Origin of the sequence: Streptomyces sp. NPDC058872, from assembly GCF_042743065.1 — a bacterium.
In the GTDB taxonomy this organism is placed as follows: Bacteria; Actinomycetota; Actinomycetes; order Streptomycetales; family Streptomycetaceae; genus Streptomyces.
Genome location: NZ_JBHYMK010000040.1, coordinates 34,248 through 53,537 on the forward strand (window position 1 = coordinate 34,248; position 19,290 = coordinate 53,537).

Annotated in this window: 16 protein-coding genes; 14 read left to right on the plus strand and 2 right to left on the minus strand. The window is 71.8% G+C overall.

From position 1 onward, the window contains the following. Window positions 1–39: 39 nt before the first annotated feature. The 8 genes from ACFW22_RS23925 to ACFW22_RS23960 all read left to right on the plus strand — a co-directional run bounded on the left by ACFW22_RS23925 (window position 40) and on the right by ACFW22_RS23960 (window position 10,347). Window positions 40–1,257 carry a fatty acid desaturase gene (locus ACFW22_RS23925; RefSeq protein ID WP_386408121.1) on the plus strand — a complete coding sequence of 406 codons (1,218 nt, stop codon included), beginning with the start codon at window positions 40–42 and terminating at the stop codon, window positions 1,255–1,257. Window positions 1,258–1,306: 49 nt separating this feature from the next. Beyond that, complete coding sequence (locus ACFW22_RS23930; RefSeq protein WP_386408123.1) at window positions 1,307–1,753, plus strand: cobalamin-dependent protein; 447 nt, start codon at window positions 1,307–1,309, stop codon at window positions 1,751–1,753. Then, complete coding sequence (locus ACFW22_RS23935) at window positions 1,746–3,170, plus strand: methylaspartate mutase (RefSeq protein WP_386408125.1); 1,425 nt, start codon at window positions 1,746–1,748, stop codon at window positions 3,168–3,170. The genes ACFW22_RS23930 and ACFW22_RS23935 overlap by 8 nt, the downstream gene beginning before the upstream one ends. A gap of 45 nt (window positions 3,171–3,215) precedes the next feature. Then, window positions 3,216–4,610 (plus strand): aspartate aminotransferase family protein, encoded by a 1,395-nt coding sequence (locus tag ACFW22_RS23940; protein WP_386408127.1) that lies wholly within the window; start codon window positions 3,216–3,218, stop codon window positions 4,608–4,610. Window positions 4,611–4,836: 226 nt separating this feature from the next. Continuing rightward, on the plus strand, window positions 4,837–5,919 hold the full coding sequence (locus ACFW22_RS23945) for a ParB/Srx family N-terminal domain-containing protein (RefSeq protein WP_386408129.1): 1,083 nt from the start codon (window positions 4,837–4,839) through the stop codon (window positions 5,917–5,919). Between the two features lie 328 nt (window positions 5,920–6,247). Then, a complete protein-coding gene (locus ACFW22_RS23950; RefSeq protein WP_386408131.1) occupies window positions 6,248–6,832 on the plus strand; it encodes a TerD family protein in 585 nt (194 codons plus the stop codon). Window positions 6,833–6,847: 15 nt separating this feature from the next. Next, on the plus strand, window positions 6,848–7,924 hold the full coding sequence (locus ACFW22_RS23955; protein ID WP_386408133.1) for a hypothetical protein: 1,077 nt from the start codon (window positions 6,848–6,850) through the stop codon (window positions 7,922–7,924). A 413-nt stretch (window positions 7,925–8,337) separates the two neighbouring features. Beyond that, window positions 8,338–10,347 carry a hypothetical protein gene (locus ACFW22_RS23960; protein WP_386408135.1) on the plus strand — a complete coding sequence of 670 codons (2,010 nt, stop codon included), beginning with the start codon at window positions 8,338–8,340 and terminating at the stop codon, window positions 10,345–10,347. Between the two features lie 138 nt (window positions 10,348–10,485). Here ACFW22_RS23960 and ACFW22_RS23965 read toward each other — a convergent pair whose 3' ends face one another. Both ACFW22_RS23965 and ACFW22_RS23970 read right to left on the minus strand, forming a co-directional pair. After that, window positions 10,486–11,892, minus strand: coding sequence for a flotillin family protein (locus ACFW22_RS23965; protein WP_386408137.1), 1,407 nt, complete (start codon window positions 11,890–11,892; stop codon window positions 10,486–10,488). Window positions 11,893–11,946: 54 nt separating this feature from the next. Continuing rightward, entirely contained in the window at window positions 11,947–12,453 is a 507-nt protein-coding gene (locus ACFW22_RS23970) for a hypothetical protein (RefSeq protein WP_386408139.1), read from the minus strand. A gap of 315 nt (window positions 12,454–12,768) precedes the next feature. On the opposite strand from ACFW22_RS23970, the gene ACFW22_RS23975 reads away from it, so the two are divergent. The 6 genes from ACFW22_RS23975 to ACFW22_RS24000 all read left to right on the plus strand — a co-directional run bounded on the left by ACFW22_RS23975 (window position 12,769) and on the right by ACFW22_RS24000 (window position 19,277). Next, window positions 12,769–14,142 (plus strand): TrkH family potassium uptake protein, encoded by a 1,374-nt coding sequence (locus tag ACFW22_RS23975; protein WP_386408141.1) that lies wholly within the window; start codon window positions 12,769–12,771, stop codon window positions 14,140–14,142. Further along, window positions 14,135–14,854 carry a potassium channel family protein gene (locus ACFW22_RS23980; protein ID WP_386408143.1) on the plus strand — a complete coding sequence of 240 codons (720 nt, stop codon included), beginning with the start codon at window positions 14,135–14,137 and terminating at the stop codon, window positions 14,852–14,854. The genes ACFW22_RS23975 and ACFW22_RS23980 overlap by 8 nt, the downstream gene beginning before the upstream one ends. 72 nt (window positions 14,855–14,926) lie before the next feature. Next, window positions 14,927–15,226 (plus strand): hypothetical protein, encoded by a 300-nt coding sequence (locus ACFW22_RS23985; RefSeq protein WP_386408145.1) that lies wholly within the window; start codon window positions 14,927–14,929, stop codon window positions 15,224–15,226. Between the two features lie 220 nt (window positions 15,227–15,446). Continuing rightward, entirely contained in the window at window positions 15,447–16,484 is a 1,038-nt protein-coding gene (locus ACFW22_RS23990) for a PucR family transcriptional regulator (protein ID WP_386408147.1), read from the plus strand. A gap of 321 nt (window positions 16,485–16,805) precedes the next feature. Beyond that, the gene (locus tag ACFW22_RS23995; RefSeq protein WP_386408149.1) at window positions 16,806–17,207 is read left to right on the plus strand and encodes a hypothetical protein; all 402 of its coding nucleotides are present in this window, start codon (window positions 16,806–16,808) and stop codon (window positions 17,205–17,207) included. 42 nt (window positions 17,208–17,249) lie between these two features. Further along, window positions 17,250–19,277: a flotillin family protein gene (locus ACFW22_RS24000; protein ID WP_386408151.1), complete on the plus strand. Its 2,028-nt coding sequence runs from the start codon at window positions 17,250–17,252 to the stop codon at window positions 19,275–19,277. The last annotated feature ends 13 nt before the right edge of the window (window positions 19,278–19,290 follow it).

Consider the following 19,290-nt stretch of genomic DNA (forward strand, 5'->3'; position numbering starts at 1 on the left):
CGTCACCCGCCCGGAGAGTCCAGTGGAGAGAGATCGGTGATGTCCGAGGTGAACGCCCCGCGTACCCAACCCGAGGTCGGCCCCGGCCGGCCGGACCCCGTACGCGAATCCATGCAGGTGCTGCCGCGCGTGTTCGCCGCGCCGCTCACCCTGCTGACCGGTCGGCCCTACGCCGGACAGGCGCCGGTCCGTCGCACGCCCACCCGCCACCTGGTGAACGCCCTCACCTCGTGCGCCCTCGGCGTGGCCCTCGGCGTCGCCGCACTGACGGGCGGTGGACCGCTGCTGGTGCTGCTGGTGCCGGGCTGGGCGGCCACCCTGCACGGCGCCCGCAATCTGCGGATGATGATCTATCACCAGTGCGCCCACCAGAACATGTGGCGCAAGCGCCGGCCCGACGAACTGGTGGGCCGGCTGATCGCCGCGGCCCTGATGATCCAGGACTTCGACCGCTACAGCGCCGAGCACGTCGGCGACCACCACGCCCTGCACCACATGACGACCCGGGACCCCACGGTCCAGGCGTTCCTGGTCACGCTCAGGCTGCGCCCCGGCATGAGCCGGGCCCGGATGTGGCGCAGGGTGCTGGCCACCTGCGTCTCGCCCTGGTTCCACATCCGCTTCCTGGTGGCCCGTGTCCGCTCGTACTACGCCTATGCCGGCCCCGCGTGGCGGGTGGGCACGACCCTGGCGTACGCGCTGGCGGCCACGGTCGTCACCTGGCTGCACCTGTGGACGGTGGTGCTGGTGGTCTGGGCCTTGCCGATGATCCTGTTCTTCCAGATCAGCAACGTCTTCCGACTGTGCGTCAAGCACTCCTTCCCGCAGCCGGACCAGCAGCTCCGGCGCGGCAAGGAGTACTTCGCCGGCCTCACCAACGCGATCTTCATCGGGGAACGAGCCCCCTCACCGGGGCTCCCGGCGGCCCGGCGGTTCGCGGCGTGGGCGCGCTGGTGGCTGCGCATGCTCTTCATCCACTTCCCGTCGCGCTACCTGGTCCTCACCGGCGACACCGTGGTCCACGACTACCACCACCGACACCCCATGAGCCGGGAGTGGGCCTCCTACCTCTTCGCCCGCGAGGAGGACCACCGCCGTGGAACGCCCGGCTGGCCCGCCTACCACGAGGTCTGGGGGCTGATCGCTGCCATCGACCACGTCTTCGACTCGTTGCGCACGGCCGACCCCGTCGAGTACGCCCCCGAGCGGCTCGCCGAGGTCAACCACCGGGCCCTGTTCATGGCGTTCGAAGACTGACCGACCGACCCGGGTCCCCAGGACACCGGAACCTGAGAGGAAGCCACCGATGCACGCGCTGCCCGGCACGGGCGAACGGCTCGTCGTCCTCGGCGTCGCCGAGAGCGACGCCCACGCCGTAGCCAACCAGCTCATCGCCCTGCAACTGCGGGACCACGGCTTCACCGTGGTCAACCTCGGAGTGTGCACCCCGCTCGTCGACTTCGCCGACGCGCTGGACGCACACCCGCAGGCCGAGGCCGTGCTCGTGGGCAGTCTCAACGGACACGCGCACCACGATCTGCGGGACCTGCCCGGCCTGCGTGCCGCGGGCCGGCTGGACCGCCCCCTGATCCTCGGGGGCAACCTGTCGGTCGGCAGCCGGACCAGCGAAGAGGACCTCCAGCGCCTCCGGGACCTGGGCGTCGATCACATCCTCGCCGACACCAGCGAGCTCGTGCTGTTGCTCGACAGGTTGCGGACCACCGGAAAGACGGCCGAACTGCACCATGGCTGACCTGGACGCACTGGAACTGGTCCCGGAGGTCGCCGCCTCGCTTCCCGACTGGTCCGACATCCTGGCCCATCTCGGCGCTCCGCAGCTGCCCCGGGTGGTCGACGTGCTGCGCGAGGCGGAATCCCGGGGAAGACCGGCGATCCAGCCCCGCTGCGGCGTGGGCGGGCACGCGCCGATGCGCGAGCTGCTGCGGGAACTGGAACGGGCAGGCCCGGACATCCTGTCCGTCACCATCGACTCGCACACCCGACTGCGGAAGTTCCGCGCCGCACGCGAGGTCCTGCGCCGCGACCCGACCGAACTCAACGGCTACCCCCTGGTCGGCCACGGTTGGCGCCGTGGCCGCGAACTCGTCGGCTCCGTGCGGGTGCCGCTGGAGGTGCGCCACGGCTCACCCGACCCGCGCGAACTGTTCGCGGTCTCGCTCGCATCGGGCATCACGTCCTTCGAGGGCGGCGCCATCGGCTACAACCTGCCCTACTCCAAGGACGTCCCGCTCTCCCGCTCGCTCCGCGCCTGGCAGCGGGTGGATGCCGTGTGCGGCACGCTCGCCGAGGCGGGGGTCGTCGTCGACCGGGAGCTGTTCGGCACGCTGACCGCCGTGCTCGTCCCGCCTTCGGTGAGCCTCGCCATGACGCTGCTGGAAGGCGTCGCCGCGGTTGCCGAAGGCGTCCGCTGCCTCTCCGTGGCCTACCCCCAGGGCGGCGAGGTCCATCAGGACGTGGCCGCCCTGCGCGCGACGCGTACCCTGGCGCGTCGCTATCTCGGCCCGGACGTGGAGGTCTATCCCGTCCTGCACGAGTTCATGGGCGTGTTCCCCACCACCCCCGAGTACGCCGGCGGGCTGATCCTCCTGGGCGGACTGACCGCCCGTCTCGGCGGGGCCACCAAGGTGATCACGAAGACGGTGCAGGAGGCCCACGGCATCCCCGACGCCGCCGCGAACGCCTCCGGCGTGCGCACCACCGGGATCGGGACGTCGGACCTCCTGGACTTCGTCCGCGTCGACGAGGACCGGGTGGCCGAGGAACAGCACTGGATCGAACGCGAGGTGGCCGAACTGGTCGAGCCCGTGCTGGCGGCCGACGGCCTCTTCGACGGCATCGAACGGGCCTTCCGGGACGGACGCCTGGACATCCCGTTCAGCGCCAGTGTGCACGCCCGCTCGGAGGTCGTGCCGCGCCGCGACGACAGCGGCGCCATCCGCTACGGAAGCAGCGGCGCCCTGCCCTTCTCCGGTGCCGTCCGGCGCCGACAGGCCGCCCTGCTGCGCGAGGCCGACAGCGGCCCGCCGCGCAGCCGGATGGCCGCCGTCCACCACGACATCCACCACTTCCTCGCCCGGGAGAGGGCGCTGTTCTCCCCGGGCGCCAACGGCCGGCAGCAGGCCGGACATCCCTCGGGCATCGCTCCGTAGACCCCCGCACCACCGTCTCCCCACCACCCACCGATCGAGGTACCCATGACGAGCACCACCACCGGCCCCTCCGCCCCCGCCGGTCTCCCCGATGCCGAGGCCGGAGCCCGCGTCGTCGCCGACGACCGGGCCCACCTGTTCCACTCCTGGGCGGCGCAGGGCGCCGTCAACCCGGTACCGGTCGCCGGGGGAGCGGGCCGCCACTTCTGGGACTACGAGGGCAAGCGCTACCTCGACTTCTCCTCGCAGTTCATCAACCTGAACATCGGCCACGCCCACCCGAAGGTCGTCGCCGCCATCAAGGAGCAGGCCGACCGGATCTGCATGATCGCCTCCACCTTCGCCAACGACAAGCGCGGCGAAGCGGCCAGGCTGATCGCGGAGATCGCCCCCGGCGGACTCGACCGGGTGTTCTTCACCAACGGCGGAGCCGAGGCCAACGAGCACGCCGTCCGCATGGCCCGGATCCACACCGGCCGCCCCAAGGTCCTCTCCGCCTACCGCTCCTACCACGGTGGGACGGCCACCGCGATCAGCCTCACCGGCGATCCGCGCCGGTGGGCGAACGAGAACTCCGGCAGCGCGTCCGGCAACGTCGCCCACTTCTTCGGACCGTACCTGTACCGCTCGCACTTCCACGCGACCACGGAGGCCGAGGAGTGCGCCCGCGCCCTGGCCCACCTGGAGCAGGTCATCGCCTTCGAAGGGCCGTCGACCATCGCGGCGATCGTGCTGGAGACGGTCGTCGGCACCGCCGGCATCCTGGTGCCTCCGGCGGGCTACCTCGCAGGCGTCCGCGAGCTCTGTGACCGGTACGGCATCCTCTACATCGCCGATGAGGTCATGTCCGGCTTCGGTCGCACCGGTGCCTGGTTCGCCGTCGACCACTGGAACGTCACCCCGGACCTGATCACCTTCGCCAAGGGCGTCAACTCCGGCTACGTGCCGCTCGGCGGAGTCATCCTGTCCGAGGCCGTGCACGAGACGTTCCGCGACGTGGCCTACCCCGGCGGGCTCACCTACTCGGGCCACCCCCTCGCCTGCGCCGCCGCGGTGGCCACCATCACCGCGATGCGGGAGGAGCGGGTCAACGAGAACGCCGCGCGCGTCGGGGCCGAGGTCATCGGCCCGGGCCTGCGCGAGATCGCCGAGCGGCACCCTTCGGTCGGCGAGGTGCGCGGCCTCGGAGTCTTCTGGGCGGTGGAACTCGTCCGGGACCGCGAGACGCGCGAGATGCTCGTGCCGTACGCCGCCGGCGGCGAACTGGCGCGCCCCGTGGACGAGGTGGTCGCCGCGTGCAAGGAGGGCGGCATGTGGCCGGTGTACAACTACAACCGCATCCACGTGGTTCCTCCGTGCACCATCACCGACGAGGAGGCCCGCGAGGGTTTGGCCGTCCTCGACCAGGCCCTGTACGCCGCGGACAAGTACGTGGGCTGACGGCCCTTCCCGCGCTGCAGCGGCAACGGGGGACCCGGTCCCCCGTTGCCGCTGCGGGGCACCGCCGGGCCCGCCGCCCGCGAGGAGCTCCTCCGGGCCCCTTGCCGCGGGGGAGTTCACGTTCTGTTCACCGTCATGACGAGCGGCGGCTCGCGGCCGGCCGCCCGGACTCAGCACCGTTGGCGCGCCTCCCACGCCCCACCCTCCCACCAGGAGCCGTCAGCCGATGTCGTCCCCGAAGTCCACCCGCCGCTCCCGCTCGGGCGCCGGCGCCGTGCTCGCCGCCTCCGCGCTGGCCGGAACCGTCCTCTCCGCCCCCGGCGTCGCCTCCGCCGCGCCCGGCGAACCGGGGGTCCGCCCCTCCTTCTGCGGCCACGACCGGCGTCCGACCCCACAGGAGTACCTCTGCGCCCGGCCGGGTGACCTCGTCGAGGTCCGCGTCGGGGACGTGCACCCGACCCAGCCGTCGCTCGGCTACGACGAGGTGTACTACAAGCTCGGCCGCTACACGCTCGGCAAGGACGCGATCAACAAGAAGTTCGACGACTGGTGCGAGGCGAACGGGCAGGGGGAGGCGGCGAGCGCCCAGCCGGACGCCCGGCTCGACGCCCCGGGCTCCTTCACCTGCGCGCTGCCCCTCGGCCAGGAGACCGCCGAGAGCATCGAGGCCATGAAGACCGTGGTCATCGGTCCCGGCGGCAACCTCTTCCTCACCGACGGCCACCACACCCTCACCTCGTTCTACGAACTGCCCGACGGCGGCCCGGACCTGCGCGTGCGGATGCGCGTCCTGGACAACCTCAGCCGGCTGCCCCGGCAGAAGTTCTGGGAGCGGATGAAGGCCGAGAAGTGGGTGTGGCTGCGTGACGCCGACGGGAACGCGGTCGACGTCAACCGGCTGCCCAAGGGCGTCGGGCTCGCCCACTTCGACGACGACCCCTACCGCAGCCTGCTCTACTTCGGCCGTGACATCGGCTACGCCCCCGGGACGATCCCCTTCCAGGAGTTCTACTGGGGCGCCTGGCTGCGCGACGGCCGCCCCGCGGGCCTCGCGGACTGGGACACGAACGACGCGGCCGGCTATCTCGACGCCGTCGAGAAGCTGACCCGGGCGCAGACCGCCCTGTCCCCGGAGACGGTCGTCGACGGAGGCTGGAGCGCGCGCCAGCTCGGTGCCCTCGCCGAGTGGAACGAGGGCAAGGCCCGGGACAAGGGCGCGTTCGGCAAGCTCTCCAAGCCGTACGGCGACGCCAAGCCCGGCAAGCTCGCCTACGCCCTCGCGTACAAGGCACGACTGACCGACCGCTGAGGACCGCCCGCACCCCTGCGACGAGCGGAGCCTCGCGCCCCCTCCGCTCACCGCCGTCCACAGCGGTGGAACCGGGTTCGGCGGCACTTCCCCTCCGCACGACCGGGGAGAGGCCGCCGGTCGAGGGGCGGCCCGCGCTCCGGCCGTGATCCGACGGCCCCCTCACCACCGGTCGGCAGCACTCCCCCGACCGGACCGCTGCCCCACGGTTCCGGGGCGCGTCGACTTCCCGAGACCCTCCGCCTCCCGAGACCCTCCGCGTGGAACCGCCGGAGGGTCCGGCACACTCTGCCTGTCGTGGAAGCTTCGAACGAGGGATGATCCGCACATGATTACGCTGACCAAGGAAGACGGCCCGGCAGACCTGGACGGGGTGACCCACCTGTCCATCGGGGTCTCCTGGGACCCCACCGCCGGCAGCTCCGGCGGGGTGCTGGGCAAACTGCGCCGCAAGACCGGCACCGACCTCGACCTGATAGCCATCGCCATGCAGGGGGGCGATCCGGTGCGCCTCGCAGGGCTCGATTCGCTCGACCCCATGGGCAACGGCTCGCTGGTCCACAGCGGCGACAACCAGACCGGGCACGGGGACGGGGACGACGAGACGGTGACCGTCGAGTTCGCCCGGATCCCGGGCAACATCACGTCGATCGTGTTCGTCGCCGCCGCCTACAAGAAGGGCAGCTCCTTCCAGAAGGCGCGCAACATCAGCTTCAAGGTCTACGACGCGACGGGCGGCAGCTCCCAGCAGGTCGCCGACGTCTGGCCCAGCCTGCTGACCCAGGACAACGGCTGCGCCGTGGCCAAGGCGATTCGGGTCGGCGACGCGTGGAAGCTCGAAGTGATCAACGTGACGGGGAAGATCAAGCAGGGCGACGAACACGCTCTGATGCGCTTCGCCGTCAGCAAGTAGGGGCACGGGGGCGTGATGAGCCGGATCCTCTATGAAGAGCGGTCGTGGAACCCGCTGGCACGCACCGTGGAGTTGACCGAGGAGCGGTTGCGGAGGGGCGGCCGGAGCACCCCGTACGGCGAGCTGAACCTGGCCGCCATGGCCGAGGCGTTCCAGCGCGGGCACTGGCTCGGAGGCGGTGGGGCCGAACGCCCGCTGGAGCGGCTGCCGCACGACGCCGGCATCGTCCCGATCACCCGCGTCACCGGCACCACCACGCCGGTGCGGGTGCGCCGGGCCGCCGAGTTCGCCCGCGCACTGGGGGAACTGGCAGTGCGGCAGAGCGGCGGGCCGGAGCGGGTGGCCGCGCTGGCGGAACGCGCCCGGGCCGAGGGCGTGCCGCTCTGGATCGCGCGTCGGTACGCCCAGGCGCCCGCCGGACCCGTCACCGTCACCGTCGATCGGCGCTCGGTGCGCGTGGACGTGTGGGGGCCGCACGCTCCCGTCGTACGGATCCGGGCACCGCACGGCTTCCACCGCGACTCCACCGACCCGTCGAAGGGGCTGCTCCTCACCGTCGGTGACGTCCCGGCCGGGCTCAGCCTGACGAAGAAGCTGCGCAAGTCCAAGAGTTCGGCGGAGGCGGCACTGCCCGACGCGCGCTGGGTGCTGCGCCGGGAGGACGCGACGGGCTCGTGGCTGCTGCGGGACGGGCGCCGGGTCGCCCTGCTGACCCGGCCCCCTCGTCGGCCGCAGGTCGAGCCGGGATCGCTGCTGCCCCTCGCCCCGGTGCGGTACGAGAGCACCGACCCGCTGGACGCGGTCATGGCGCAGGCGTTCGCCGTCTCCTTCGGGATCGGTGACACGACGGGCCTGGCACGGTTCCGCTCGGAGCGCCGTCCGGTGAAAGACGGGGGGCCGGGGGGCGTCGACGCGGACTGGGAGCGCCCCTGGTTCAGCAACCTCGGCAGCGGTGGCGAGGACAACGAGCCCGGCGGCGGCGACGGCTGGGGCTCGGACGGCGGGGACGCCGGGTCCTCGGGAGGGAGCGACGGAGGCGGCGACGGAGGCGGCGACGGAGGGGGCGGCGACGGCGGAGGCGGTGGCGATTGAGCCGGACCGGTCCCCTGCCGGGTGCGTCAGCACGAGGGTGAGGGGGCTTTGCTCCCCCTCGGCCTGGCGGCCTTCGGCGGGTCCTGGGCCTTCTTCCGCCCGCTGACCGGCGCGGTGGTTCCCGCGGCTCCGCCCGCCCGCACCGGTCGTCAACGGGGTGCCCTTCCGGGAGCCGTGGCACCGGGGCCTCCCGGATCTCGGCCGGCCCCGCCGCCGTCCTCCTCGGACGGGGCGTGGGGCCGTCCGGCCTCGTGTGCTCACCTGAAGGGGTGAGGCTGACAACACGGGGCGTCGGGGCGCGCTGCTCGCGCCGCACCGCTGCCACCGTGAACCGTATCCGCCGAGGCGTCGGGACCACGCCGGAGGAGCACTCGGCGGGCACCCTGTTCCCCCGCCACACCAACGGAGTTCCTGTGCACCGTCGCAGAGCTGCTTTGCTCACCGCCCTCCTGGCCTCCCTCGCGGTGGGAGCGTCGTATCCGGAGGCCAGCGGTGGGCCCTCGTCCGGACACGGCACGCTGGACCAGCGCGGCGTCGTGCGCAGCGCCTCCGGGCCGCTCGCCGGTGCCGAAGTGACGCTGCTCCAAGCCGGTGACCACCCCGGTGCCGGAGCCCGCCCGCTGGCCCGCACGCGAAGCGACTCCCGGGGTCGCTTCAGCCTCTCCTACCGGGCTCCGGACAGCCCCGATGCCGTGCTGTACCTCACCGCGGACGCCGGACGGCCCGGCCCTCGGGGTGCCGGGGCCGCGCACCGTCAGCGTCCGGTCCGGCTCGTGGCGATGCTCGGTACCGGGCGCCGCACCGGAAAGGCGGTGCTCAACGAGCGCACCACGGTCGCAGCCGGTTTCGCGATGGCGCAGTTCACCCAGGGGGGCGAGGTGGCGGGCCGCAGCCCCGGGTTGCAGAACGCCGCGGCCGTCTCGCACAACCTGGCCGACATCGCGGACGGCTCCGCGGCCGCGGTGCTCGCCGCGGCCCCCAACGGCGACCAGACGTCCACGCTGCGGGCCTTCAACACCCTGGCCGACGTCCTGTCCGGCTGTACCGCGGGCCAGACCTGCGGCACCCTCTTCGAACTGGCCGCGCGCCCCGGGGCCCCCGCGCCCCAGGAGACCTTCCAGGCCGTCGCGGACATCGCCCGGCTGCCCGGCAACCACCCGGCCGAACTCTATGCGCTCGCCGACGGTCGCGAGGCCTATCGGCCCAGGCTGGTGCAGGCCCCCGACGCCTGGACCCTCGCCCTGCGCTACGTGGGCAACGGGCACGAGCTGGACGGCCCGGGCAACGTCGCCTTCGACGCGGAGGGCACGGCGTGGATCGGCAACAACTACACCTTCAACGACGACCCCCGGCAGTCCGTCTGCGGTTCGCGCGTCCTGACCCGGCTGACGCCGACCGGCCGTGACGTTCCCGGCGCCCCGTACCGCGGCGGGGGCCTCTACGGCGCCGGCTTCGGGGCGACCGTCGATCCCCGCGGCCACGTCTGGATCGGCAACTTCGGCTTCCAGGGAACCGACTGTCCGCTCGACGCCAGCCGTCTGTACCGCAGCGTCTCGGAGTTCACCCCCCAGGGCCGGCCCGTATCGCCGCCGTGGGGTTGGCGGCAGGGCGACATCGTCCAGCCGCAGGGCACCGTCTCGGACCGCGACGGGAACATCTGGGTCGCCAACTGCGGCGGCAAGAGCGTGACCCGGATCCCGGAGGGGAACCCCTACCGGGCCCGGAACATCGCACCCGGAGGGGGCCGCCTGGACAAGCCCTTCGACGTCACGATCGACACGCGGAAGCGCGCCTGGGTGACGGGCAACGGGAGCAACAGCGTCATGCTGCTGTCCCCGCAGGGCACCCCCCTGCGCTCGGTCACCGGCGGTGGCATCAAGCGGCCCATGGGCATCGCCTCCGACAGCCTGGGCAACGTCTGGGTGGCCAACGGCGGTGCGGTGGTGGCCCCGTGCGAAGGCACCACGCCGGCCATGGTCGCCGAGGCGGTCAAGGACATCGTCACCCGGCACGTCGACGCCTCCGTCACCATGGTCCGTCCCGACGGCACGACCCCCGCGAAGCCCTTCGTCAACGACGGCCTGTTCCTGCCCTGGGGGATCGCGGTCGACGGCAACGACACGGTCTGGGTGGCGAACTTCGGCGGACACCGGTTGGCCAACCTGTGCGGCGCCCGTTCCTCCGCCTGTCCGCCCGGTACGCGCACCGGGGACCCGATCTCCCCCGCCGACACCGGCTACACGAGTGACGGACTGGAGCGGAACACCGCCGTCCAGATCGACCCCTCGGGCAATGTCTGGCTGGCCAACAACTGGCTCGACGTACCGCTCCAGACCAATCCGGGCGGCCACGAGATGGTGGTGTTCGTCGGCCTCGCCGCTCCGGTGCGCACCCCGCTGCTCGGTCCGCCGCAGCACCTCTGACGGAACCGCCGGCCCCCTCACGGGGGAGCGCAACAGGCCGCGCCGTCGCTCCAGGTGGAGTGACGGCGCGGCCTGTTGCACGTGCCGGTCCGGCGCGAACGGGCCCCGCAGTCGCACGCCGCGGGGGTCCCGCCCGGGCTAGTCGGTGATCTCGACGCTGGTGCTCGGAGCTTCCGTCTTCTTCTGGGTGATGCCCTGGAGGAGGGAGGCCAGATCGACCCCGGTGGCCGAGGACAGCAACTCCATGCCCTGCGTCACGTTGTCGGTGACGGTCCGGGTCAACTGGCTGGCGCCGTCCGTGGAGATCACCGTCATCTTGTCGACGGCCGCGAGCGGCTCCGCCGCCTTGGCGACGACCTGCGGCAACACCTCGACGAGCATCTGCAGAACGGCCGCGTCCCCGTACTGCGCAAAGGCGTCGGCCTTCTTCTGCATGGCCTCGGCCTCGGCGGACCCCTTCGCGGCGATGGCGGCAGCCTGCGCCTCGCCCTCGATCCGCACCGCATCGGCCAGCGCCGCACGATGGGCCTTCTCGCCCTCACCGGTCAAGCGGGAGCGCTGCGCATCTGCCTCGGCCTGCTTCACCAGGGCGATCCGACGGGCCTCCGCCTCCTGCTCGGCCTGGTAGCGGGCGGCATCCGCGGGCTTGCGCACCTGGGTGTCGAGCTGGCGGTCCGTCAGCGCGGCCTGGCGGGCGGCGACCTTCTCCTGCTCGCTCAGGACGTCCTGCTGGCGAGCGGCCTCGGCGAGCGGACCAGCAGCGTTGGCCTGGGCAGCCGCCTCGTCCGTCTGCGCCTTGATCTCCGCCTGCTTCAGCGCCAGCGTGCGCTGTGCGACGGCGATCTCCTCCTCCGCCTTCAACCGTGCCTGCTCCGCAGCGCGACGGGCGACCGCCTCCGCGATGTCCGCCTCCTGCTTCGCCCGCGCGGCCTCGGGACGGCCCAGGTCCTCCAGGTAGGAGCCCTCGGTGGTGATGTCCTGGATCTGGAAGGCGTCCAGCACCAGTCCCTGCCCGGACAGACTGGCCTCGGCCTCCTCGGCGACCTGACCGGCGAACGCGGCCCGGTCGCGAATGATGTCCTCCACCGACATCCGGCCCACGATCGACCGCAGCGCACCCGACAGCACTTCCTGGGTGAAGCCCACGATGCCGTCCTGCTGCATCAGGAACCGCTGGGCGGCGGCCCGGATCGAGTCCTCGGTGCCACCGACCTTCACGATCGCGACGCCCTCCAGGTTCGCCTTCACCCCCCGCAAGGTGACCGCGCCCCGCACCGCCACCGGAATGTGTCGGCTCGACAGGTCGAGCGTGAACTTCTGCTGCACGAACGGCACGACGAACACGCCGCCACCGACCACGACCTTCTGGCCGCTGTTGTCGGTGAACACCCGTCCCGTCTCGGGATCGGTCGTCTTCTTCCCCCGACGACCCGTGATGATGAACGCCTCGCTGGGACCGGCGACCTTGTACCGCGTGACGACGACGAGTCCCAGCAGTACGACCAGGACGACGATGCCCACGACGGAGAAAAGCACAGGGCTCATGGAGGAACCCCCTTCAATCGGAACGGAATGAGAACAAACGGGAACGGCAACGCGTCAATGCTCGACGGGCCGGACCGCAACGGACGTCGGCGAGAGCACGCCCTCGACCCACACCTCGACACCACGGGCGACGGGAACGTCGGCCTTGGCCGCGTACTTCACCGGTTGCCCCGCGAGGTGCAGCAACACCTCGCCGTAACCGCCCGCCGGGATGGCCGTCACCACTGCACCCGATGATCCCACCACGTCCTCGCCCCGCGGTGCGGGTGCGGTCCCGTCGCGCATCAACGCCCGGCTGAACCTCCACGTCAGCCAGGCCGCGCCGACCCCCGTGACCACACCCGCACCGGTGGCGACCCCCGCCCCCGTGCCCGTGACCCCCGACACGATCGCCCCCGAGAAACCCAGGGCCGACACGAAGGCGGCGATCACCGGCAACGACAACAAACCGTCCCCTACCCCGCTGAAACCGTCGAGGACCCCCTCCAGCACCCCGTCGAAGACCAAGGAGAGGACGAGCAACACCAGACCTGCGATGCCGAGAACCAGAAACCACGTCATGTCCCGACTCCTTCGCTCTGGCGTCGAATGCGCCGTCGAAGAGATATTCGCATCCGTGGGCCCCCTTTCTCACTGCCGGGTCTCGGCAACGTTTACCCTATCTTTATGCCGCACTCGCACCCACGGTGCCGAGGAGCGTCCCCCGACGTACCGGAAGCGGTGGCGCGGTGCCGGTGCCCCCGCGCACCGCTCCGGTGCCGTTCGTGCGGGGGCGGCGACACGGCGTGCGGGGGCTCGGACGGATCTTGACGCTCCGACCGTCCCGGGGGGATGGTCAAGCCTGTCACCAGCGACACAACGGGAAGGGAACGGGCCGTGGCCGCCATCATTCACCTACGGGCGCGCTCGTTCTTCACCACCCACCCGGCCCGCACCGTGGTCCTCGCCTTCGCGGCGGTCGTGGTGCTCGGCACCGCGTTGCTGATGCTGCCGGCCGCGACGGAGAGCGGCCGGCCGGCCGACCCGCTGACGGCCCTGTTCACCTCCACCTCCGCCGTGTGCGTGACCGGTCTCGCGGTCGTGGACACCGGCGCCTACTGGAGCGGCTTCGGCGAGGCCGTCATCCTGGGCCTGGTCCAGGTGGGCGGCTTCGGCATCATGACCATGGCCTCCCTGCTCGCCCTGCTCGTCGCGGGCCGGCTGCGGCTGCGGATGCAGCTCACCGCCCAGGCGGAGACCAGGAGCCTCGGCATCGGAGACGTGCGCCGCGTCCTCCTCGGGGTGGCGGGCACGACGATCGTCGTGGAGCTCGCCACGGCCGCCTGCCTGGCGCTGCGGTTCCGCCTCGGATACGGCTACGGCTACGAGGAATCGGCGTACCTCGGTTTCTTCCACGCGGTGTCCGCCTTCAACAACGCCGGCTTCGGGCTGCACGCGGACAGCCTCACCCGCTACTCCCAGGACGGGTGGGTGACCCTGCCGATCGCCGCCGCCGTCATCCTCGGCGGCATCGGCTTCCCGGTGCTGCTGGAGGCGCTCCGCCACCGCCAGCGTCTGCGCACCACCGGCCGGAAGAACTGGACCCTGCACACCAAGCTCACGGTGATCACGACCGTCGTGCTGCTCTTCCTGGGAACGGTGCTCACGGCGCTGCTGGAGTGGACGAACCCCGGGACGCTCGGTGCGCACGGAGTCGCCGGCAAGATCCTCGACAGCTTCTTCCATTCCGCCATGAGCCGCACCGCCGGATTCAACTCCCTGGACGTCGGGGCCATGCACGCCTCGACGCTGCTGATGACGTGCATGCTGATGCTCATCGGCGGCGGAAGCGCGGGCACCGCCGGCGGCATCAAGGTCACCACCTTCGCCGTGCTGGCCGCCGCGATCGCCGCAGAGGTGCGGGGCGAACCGACCTCCACCGTGCTGGGCCGTCGACTCGCCCCGCACGTCCTGCGGCAAGCGCTGACCGTGGCCCTGATGGGAGTGGGCCTGGTCATGACCGCCACGCTGGTCGTGCTGTCGGTGAGCGACGCCCCCCTGGAAGCGGTGCTGTTCGAGGTCGTCTCCGCGTTCGCGACCGTCGGGCTGTCGACCGGACTCACCGCCGACCTCCCCGACGTCGGACAGCTCGTCCTCATCGCCCTGATGTTCATCGGCCGCATCGGCCCCATCACCCTGGTGTCCGCACTCGCCCTGCGCGAGCGCACCCGACGCTACGAACTGCCCGAGGAGCGACCCGTCATTGGTTAACTACCTGCGCCACCTGCGCGACCGCCGACGCCGCAAACTGCCCCTCGACTACCGGGCGCAGACCGACCAGCGCGTCGCCGTCATCGGACTGGGCCGCTTCGGGCTCTCCCTCGCCAACGAGCTGGTGCGCCGCGGCTGGGACGTGCTGGGCATCGACACGGACGCCCGGGTCGTCCAGAAGTACAGCGACGTGCTGACCCACACGGTGGCCGCCGACTCGACCGACCCCGAAGTCCTGCGGCAGCTCGGCGTGAACGAGTTCACCAGCGCGGTGGTCGGCATCGGCAGTGCCATAGAGGCGAGCATCCTCATCAGCTCCAACCTCCTCGAAGCCGGCGTCCCCAACATCTGGGCGAAGGCCGTCAGCCGTCAGCACGGCCAGATCCTGGAACGCCTCGGCGTCCACCACGTCGTCCTGCCCGAACACGAGATGGGGGAGCGCGTCGCCCATCTCGTCACCGGTCGCATGCTCGACTTCATCGAGTTCGATGACGACTACGCCCTCGTCAAGACGGTTGCGCCGCAGGTCGCCACGGGCAGGCCGCTGGGCAGGTCCCAGGTCCGCAGCCAGTACGGCGTGACGGTCGTCGGCATCAAGCGCCCGGGGCAGGACTTCACCTACGCGACCGCCGAGACGGTGGTGGAGAAGGGGGACGTCATCGTCGTCACCGGCAAGACGCATGCCGTCGAGGCCTTCACCGATCTCGCCTGACCGATATGATCAGCGGTTGGTGAGCCGGGAAGTCTGGTCGGCACTGCCTTCCACCTACCCGAAAGCCCGGTCATGTCACTCGTTCTGGTCCTGCTCGCCCTGAGCGCGCTCGCCTTCCTCGTGTACGGCGTCGTCCTGTGCACACGGGTCTGGCGGATGGCCGAACTGCCGCGGTGGCGCAGGATCCTTCCCGCGTTGCTGCTGTGCCTGGCGCTCACGGCGAGCCTCGGCCGGGCCTGGGGCGTCACCGCGGTTGCCGAGGCCGTCGCCCTTCCCCTGAACATCGCGGCCCTGCTGCTCGCTTCGTACGAGGTGCAGGGCCATCGCCGCCGGGGGGCCGCCGCGGGAGACGGCCGGGAGGCCGGGGCGTGACCGCCCGGCGCGGCGCGGTCCTTCCGGGCGGCCGGGGGGTGACGCCCCGCGGCGGGGCCGGGGGGCGGCTCCGTGCCGCCGCAGGCCCCGGCCCGACGCGTCCCCCGCGTGCGCCCCGCGCGTCGGGGTTCGGGGTGTTCCCGCCCCATCGCGTCCCGTACCGCCCGTCCCGGCGAGGCAGCCGGTGAGCGGACCCAGCGAGGAGAGGAGAGACGAGGGCGTGGAGGCCTACGATCCGTTGCTCGTGGACGTCGCGGCGACCGGCCGCCGACTGAATCGGCACGAGGTGGAGCAGCGTCGGCGAGCCGGCGAGCAAGCGGCCCGCGAGGGGCTCGCCCTGCGCGCGCTGATCGGTCGACACCTGGCCGCCGTCCGGGCTGCCTGGCCCGAGCAGCCCCTGTCGCGGCGTACGACGCTCGACCTGCTCGCCGCGGTCGAGCAGTCGGTGGACGCGCTCGCCGGGGGCTTCGAGCGGGCCCAACGGCTCGCGGTGCGGCAGGAGGAGGCCGAGCGGCGCGAGTTCATCGACGACCTGTTGTACGGCCGCGGTGGTTTGGGGCGCATAGCCGAGCGGGCCGAACGCTTCGGCCTGCGGCTCTCGCACGCGCACGCCGTTGCGGTCGCCCGCGGCCCGCAGACGTACGGCGAGGCGGACCCGGCGCCCCAGCAGGTGGAGCGGGCGATGATCGGACGGTTCGGCGACCGGCACATCCTGCTCACGACCAAGGCCGGCCGGATCGTGTGCATCGCCCCCGGTGACCAGGGGGACGTCCTCGCCTACTTCGCCAAGCAGGCCTATGCCGCCACCGAGGGCGGGCAGGTCGCGATCGGCAGGCCGCAGCCCGGTCCGGGCGGTGTCGTCCACTCCTACGAGGAGGCCCTCGGAGCCCTCGACCTCGCCGACCGCCTCGGCTTCGACGCACCGGTCCTGCGCGCCGCCGACCTCCTCGTCTACCCCGTGCTCACCCGTGACCGACAGGCCATGGAAGACCTCGTCGACAGCATCCTCGGACCGCTCCGGTCGGCCCGCGGAGGTGCGGAGCCGCTCCTCGACACGCTGACCGCCTTCTTCGACACCGGTTGCGTCACCACCCAGGCGGCACGTCACCTCAACCTGTCCGTCCGGGCCGTCTCCTACCGGCTCGACCGCATCCACCGGCTCACCGGCGCCGACCCCGCCGACCCGACGCACCGCTACACGCTCCAGACCGCCGTGATCGGCGCCCGCCTCCTCGGCTGGCCCGACAAGGGGATCTGAAGCAGACGCCCGGTCGCTCCCCGAGCGGGGGAGCGACCGGGGGAACGCCGCCCCGCGGACCGTGCCCGTCCGCTCCGGGACGGCGCCCCGACGGGCGGGGCACGCGCCCCTGACCCGCTCCACGCCCACGGCCCCCGGCGATCGCCGGGGGCCGTGGGCGTGAGGTGACCGAGGGGTAGGACCCGGCATCGAGAAGCCATGAAGATTGCCCATGTCCGGCAATGCGTTTGAAGGTGCCGACGGACCAGAATGGCACCAGCGGCACCTCGCCTGCATGGTGAGTGCCGAGTTCCGGAAGAGTCGGTGCACAGGGGGGCGAGCATGGCGGAGGTACTGGACGCAGCCTTCGGCTTTCCCTCCATGGTGCTCACCACCGGGCTCGTCACCGTCTTCGGGTTCTGGCTGCTGGTGCTCTGCGGGTTCGTCCCTCCCGATGCCTTCCGTTCCGACGTCGAGGCCCTCGGGATCAGCGGCGTGCCGGTCGAAGCGGCCGGTTCGGTGTTCCTCGCGACCGGCTGGGTGCTCGACGTCGTGGGCTCGGTGCTGCTGGACCGGGCCGAACCGCCCGCTGCGCTGTCCCTGCCGCTGTCCGTGGCACTGCTCGTCGGTTCCCTGTTCCTGGCCTGGCACGTGACGAGGTTCCTGGTGCTCCGCACCGTGGCGCACCGCGCCGTGCACCACGCTGCCGAACCGGGCCCGCACTCCTCGCGTACCGCCGCCTGAGCGGGTACGCCCTTCTTCCTTCGATCGACACGGGGTTCTCTTATGGATGCCATCACCCTGGGCATCGGCGTGCTGGTAGCCGCTGTCCTGCTCGCCGCCTTCGCGGTGCTGTTCGTGGTCAGCCGCTTGTTCCGGAAGGTGGAGCAGGGCAAGGCGCTGATCGTCTCCAAGATGCGCAAGGTGGACGTCACCTTCACCGGACAGGTGGTCCTGCCGGTCCTGCACAAGGCCGAGGTCATGGACATCTCGGTGAAGACCATCGAGATCGCCCGGACCGGTCGGGACGGGTTGATCTGCCGGGACAACATCCGGGCCGACATCCGCATCTCGTTCTTCGTCCGGGTCAACAAGACCGTCGAGGACGTCATCAAGGTCGCCCAGGCGATCGGCACCGAGCGGGCCAGCGACAAGGCGACCCTGCAGGAGCTCTTCAACGCCAAGTTCTCCGAGGCGCTGAAGACGGTCGGCAAGCAGATGGACTTCACCGACCTCTACACCAAGCGCGACGAACTGCGGTTCCGGATCATCGAGGTCATCGGCATCGACCTCAACGGCTACAGCCTCGAGGACGCGGCGATCGACTACCTGGAGCAGACCCCGCTCGCCCAGCTCGACGCCGGGAACATCCTGGACGCCCAGGGCATCCGCAAGATCACCGAGCTCACGGCCGTCGAGAACGTCCGCACCAACGAGCTGCGCCAGCACGAACAGAAGGAGATCACCCGGCAGAACGTGGACGCCCGCGAGGCGATCCTCGAACTGGAGCGGCGCCAGGCGGACGCGGAGATCAAGCAGAAGCGCGAGATCGAGACCGTGCGGGCGCGGGAAGAGGCCGAGACCGCCCGGGTCATGGAAGAGGAGCGGCTCCGCGCCCAGAGCGCCTTCCTGCGGACGGAGGAGCAGCTCGGCGTCCAGCGCGAGAACCAGGCGCGTGAGGTCGCCGTCGCCCAGAAGAACCGCGAGCGGGTCATCGCGATCGAGAGCGAGCGCATCGAGAAGGACCGTCTCCTGGAGGTCATCGCCAGGGACCGGGAGACCGAACTCACCCGCATCTCGGCGGAGAAGGAGGTCGAGGCCGAGCGCCGGGACATCGCCGAGGTGATCCGGGAGCGGGTCGCGGTGGACCGCACCGTCGCGGAGCAGGAGGAGTCCATCAAGCGGCTGCGCGCCGTCGAGGAGGCCGAGCGCGACCGGCAGGCACTGGTCATCGCGGCCGAGGCCGAGGCGCAGGAGAAGCTGGTCAAGGACATCAAGGCGGCCGAGGCGGCCGAGCAGGCAGCGGTCCACCGGGCCGCGGAGGAACTGACCCTGGCAGAGGCCCGCCACAAGGCGGCGGACCTCGATGCCCAGGCCAAGATCCGGATCGCCGAGGGCGTACAGGCCGAAGCCGCCGCCACGGGCCTCGCCGCCGTGCAGGTGCGCGAGCAGGAGGCCAGCGCCATCGAGAAGACCGGTCGCGCCGAGGCCGGGGCCACCGAAGCCCGACTGCGTGCGGAGGCGGAGGGCCTGCGGGCCAAGGCGCTCGCCGAGGCCGAGGCGATCGGCGAGAAGCTGAAGTCGGAGGCGGCCGGTCTCACCGAGAAGGCCGCGGCGATGGCCGCACTGGACGAGGCCTCCCGCACCCACGAGGAGTACCGACTCCGCCTGGAGGCCGAGAAGGACGTCCGCCTCGCCGGTCTCGAAGTGCAGCGGCAGGTGGCCGAGGCACAGGCCACGGTGCTGGCCACGGGGCTGGAGCACGCCGACATCAACATCGTCGGCGGGGAGTCCGTGTTCCTCGACCGGCTCGTGCAGTCCGTCTCCTTCGGCAAGTCCGTCGACGGCTTCGTGGAGCACTCGCAGACGGCCCAGACCCTCGCCGGTCCGTGGCTGAACGGCGAGGGGACGTTCACCGAGGACCTCACCAAGGTGCTCGGCTCCCTCTCCAGCGCCGACGTGCAGAACCTGAGCGTCTCCGCGCTGCTCGCCAAGGTCATGAACTCCGGCCTGCTGGACGCGGCGACCCCGGGAGCGCCCACCCCCCCGATCCCGTCCGGGACCGCCGCGCTGAACGGCGCGGCCACGAGCTGACCGCCCACGGGGG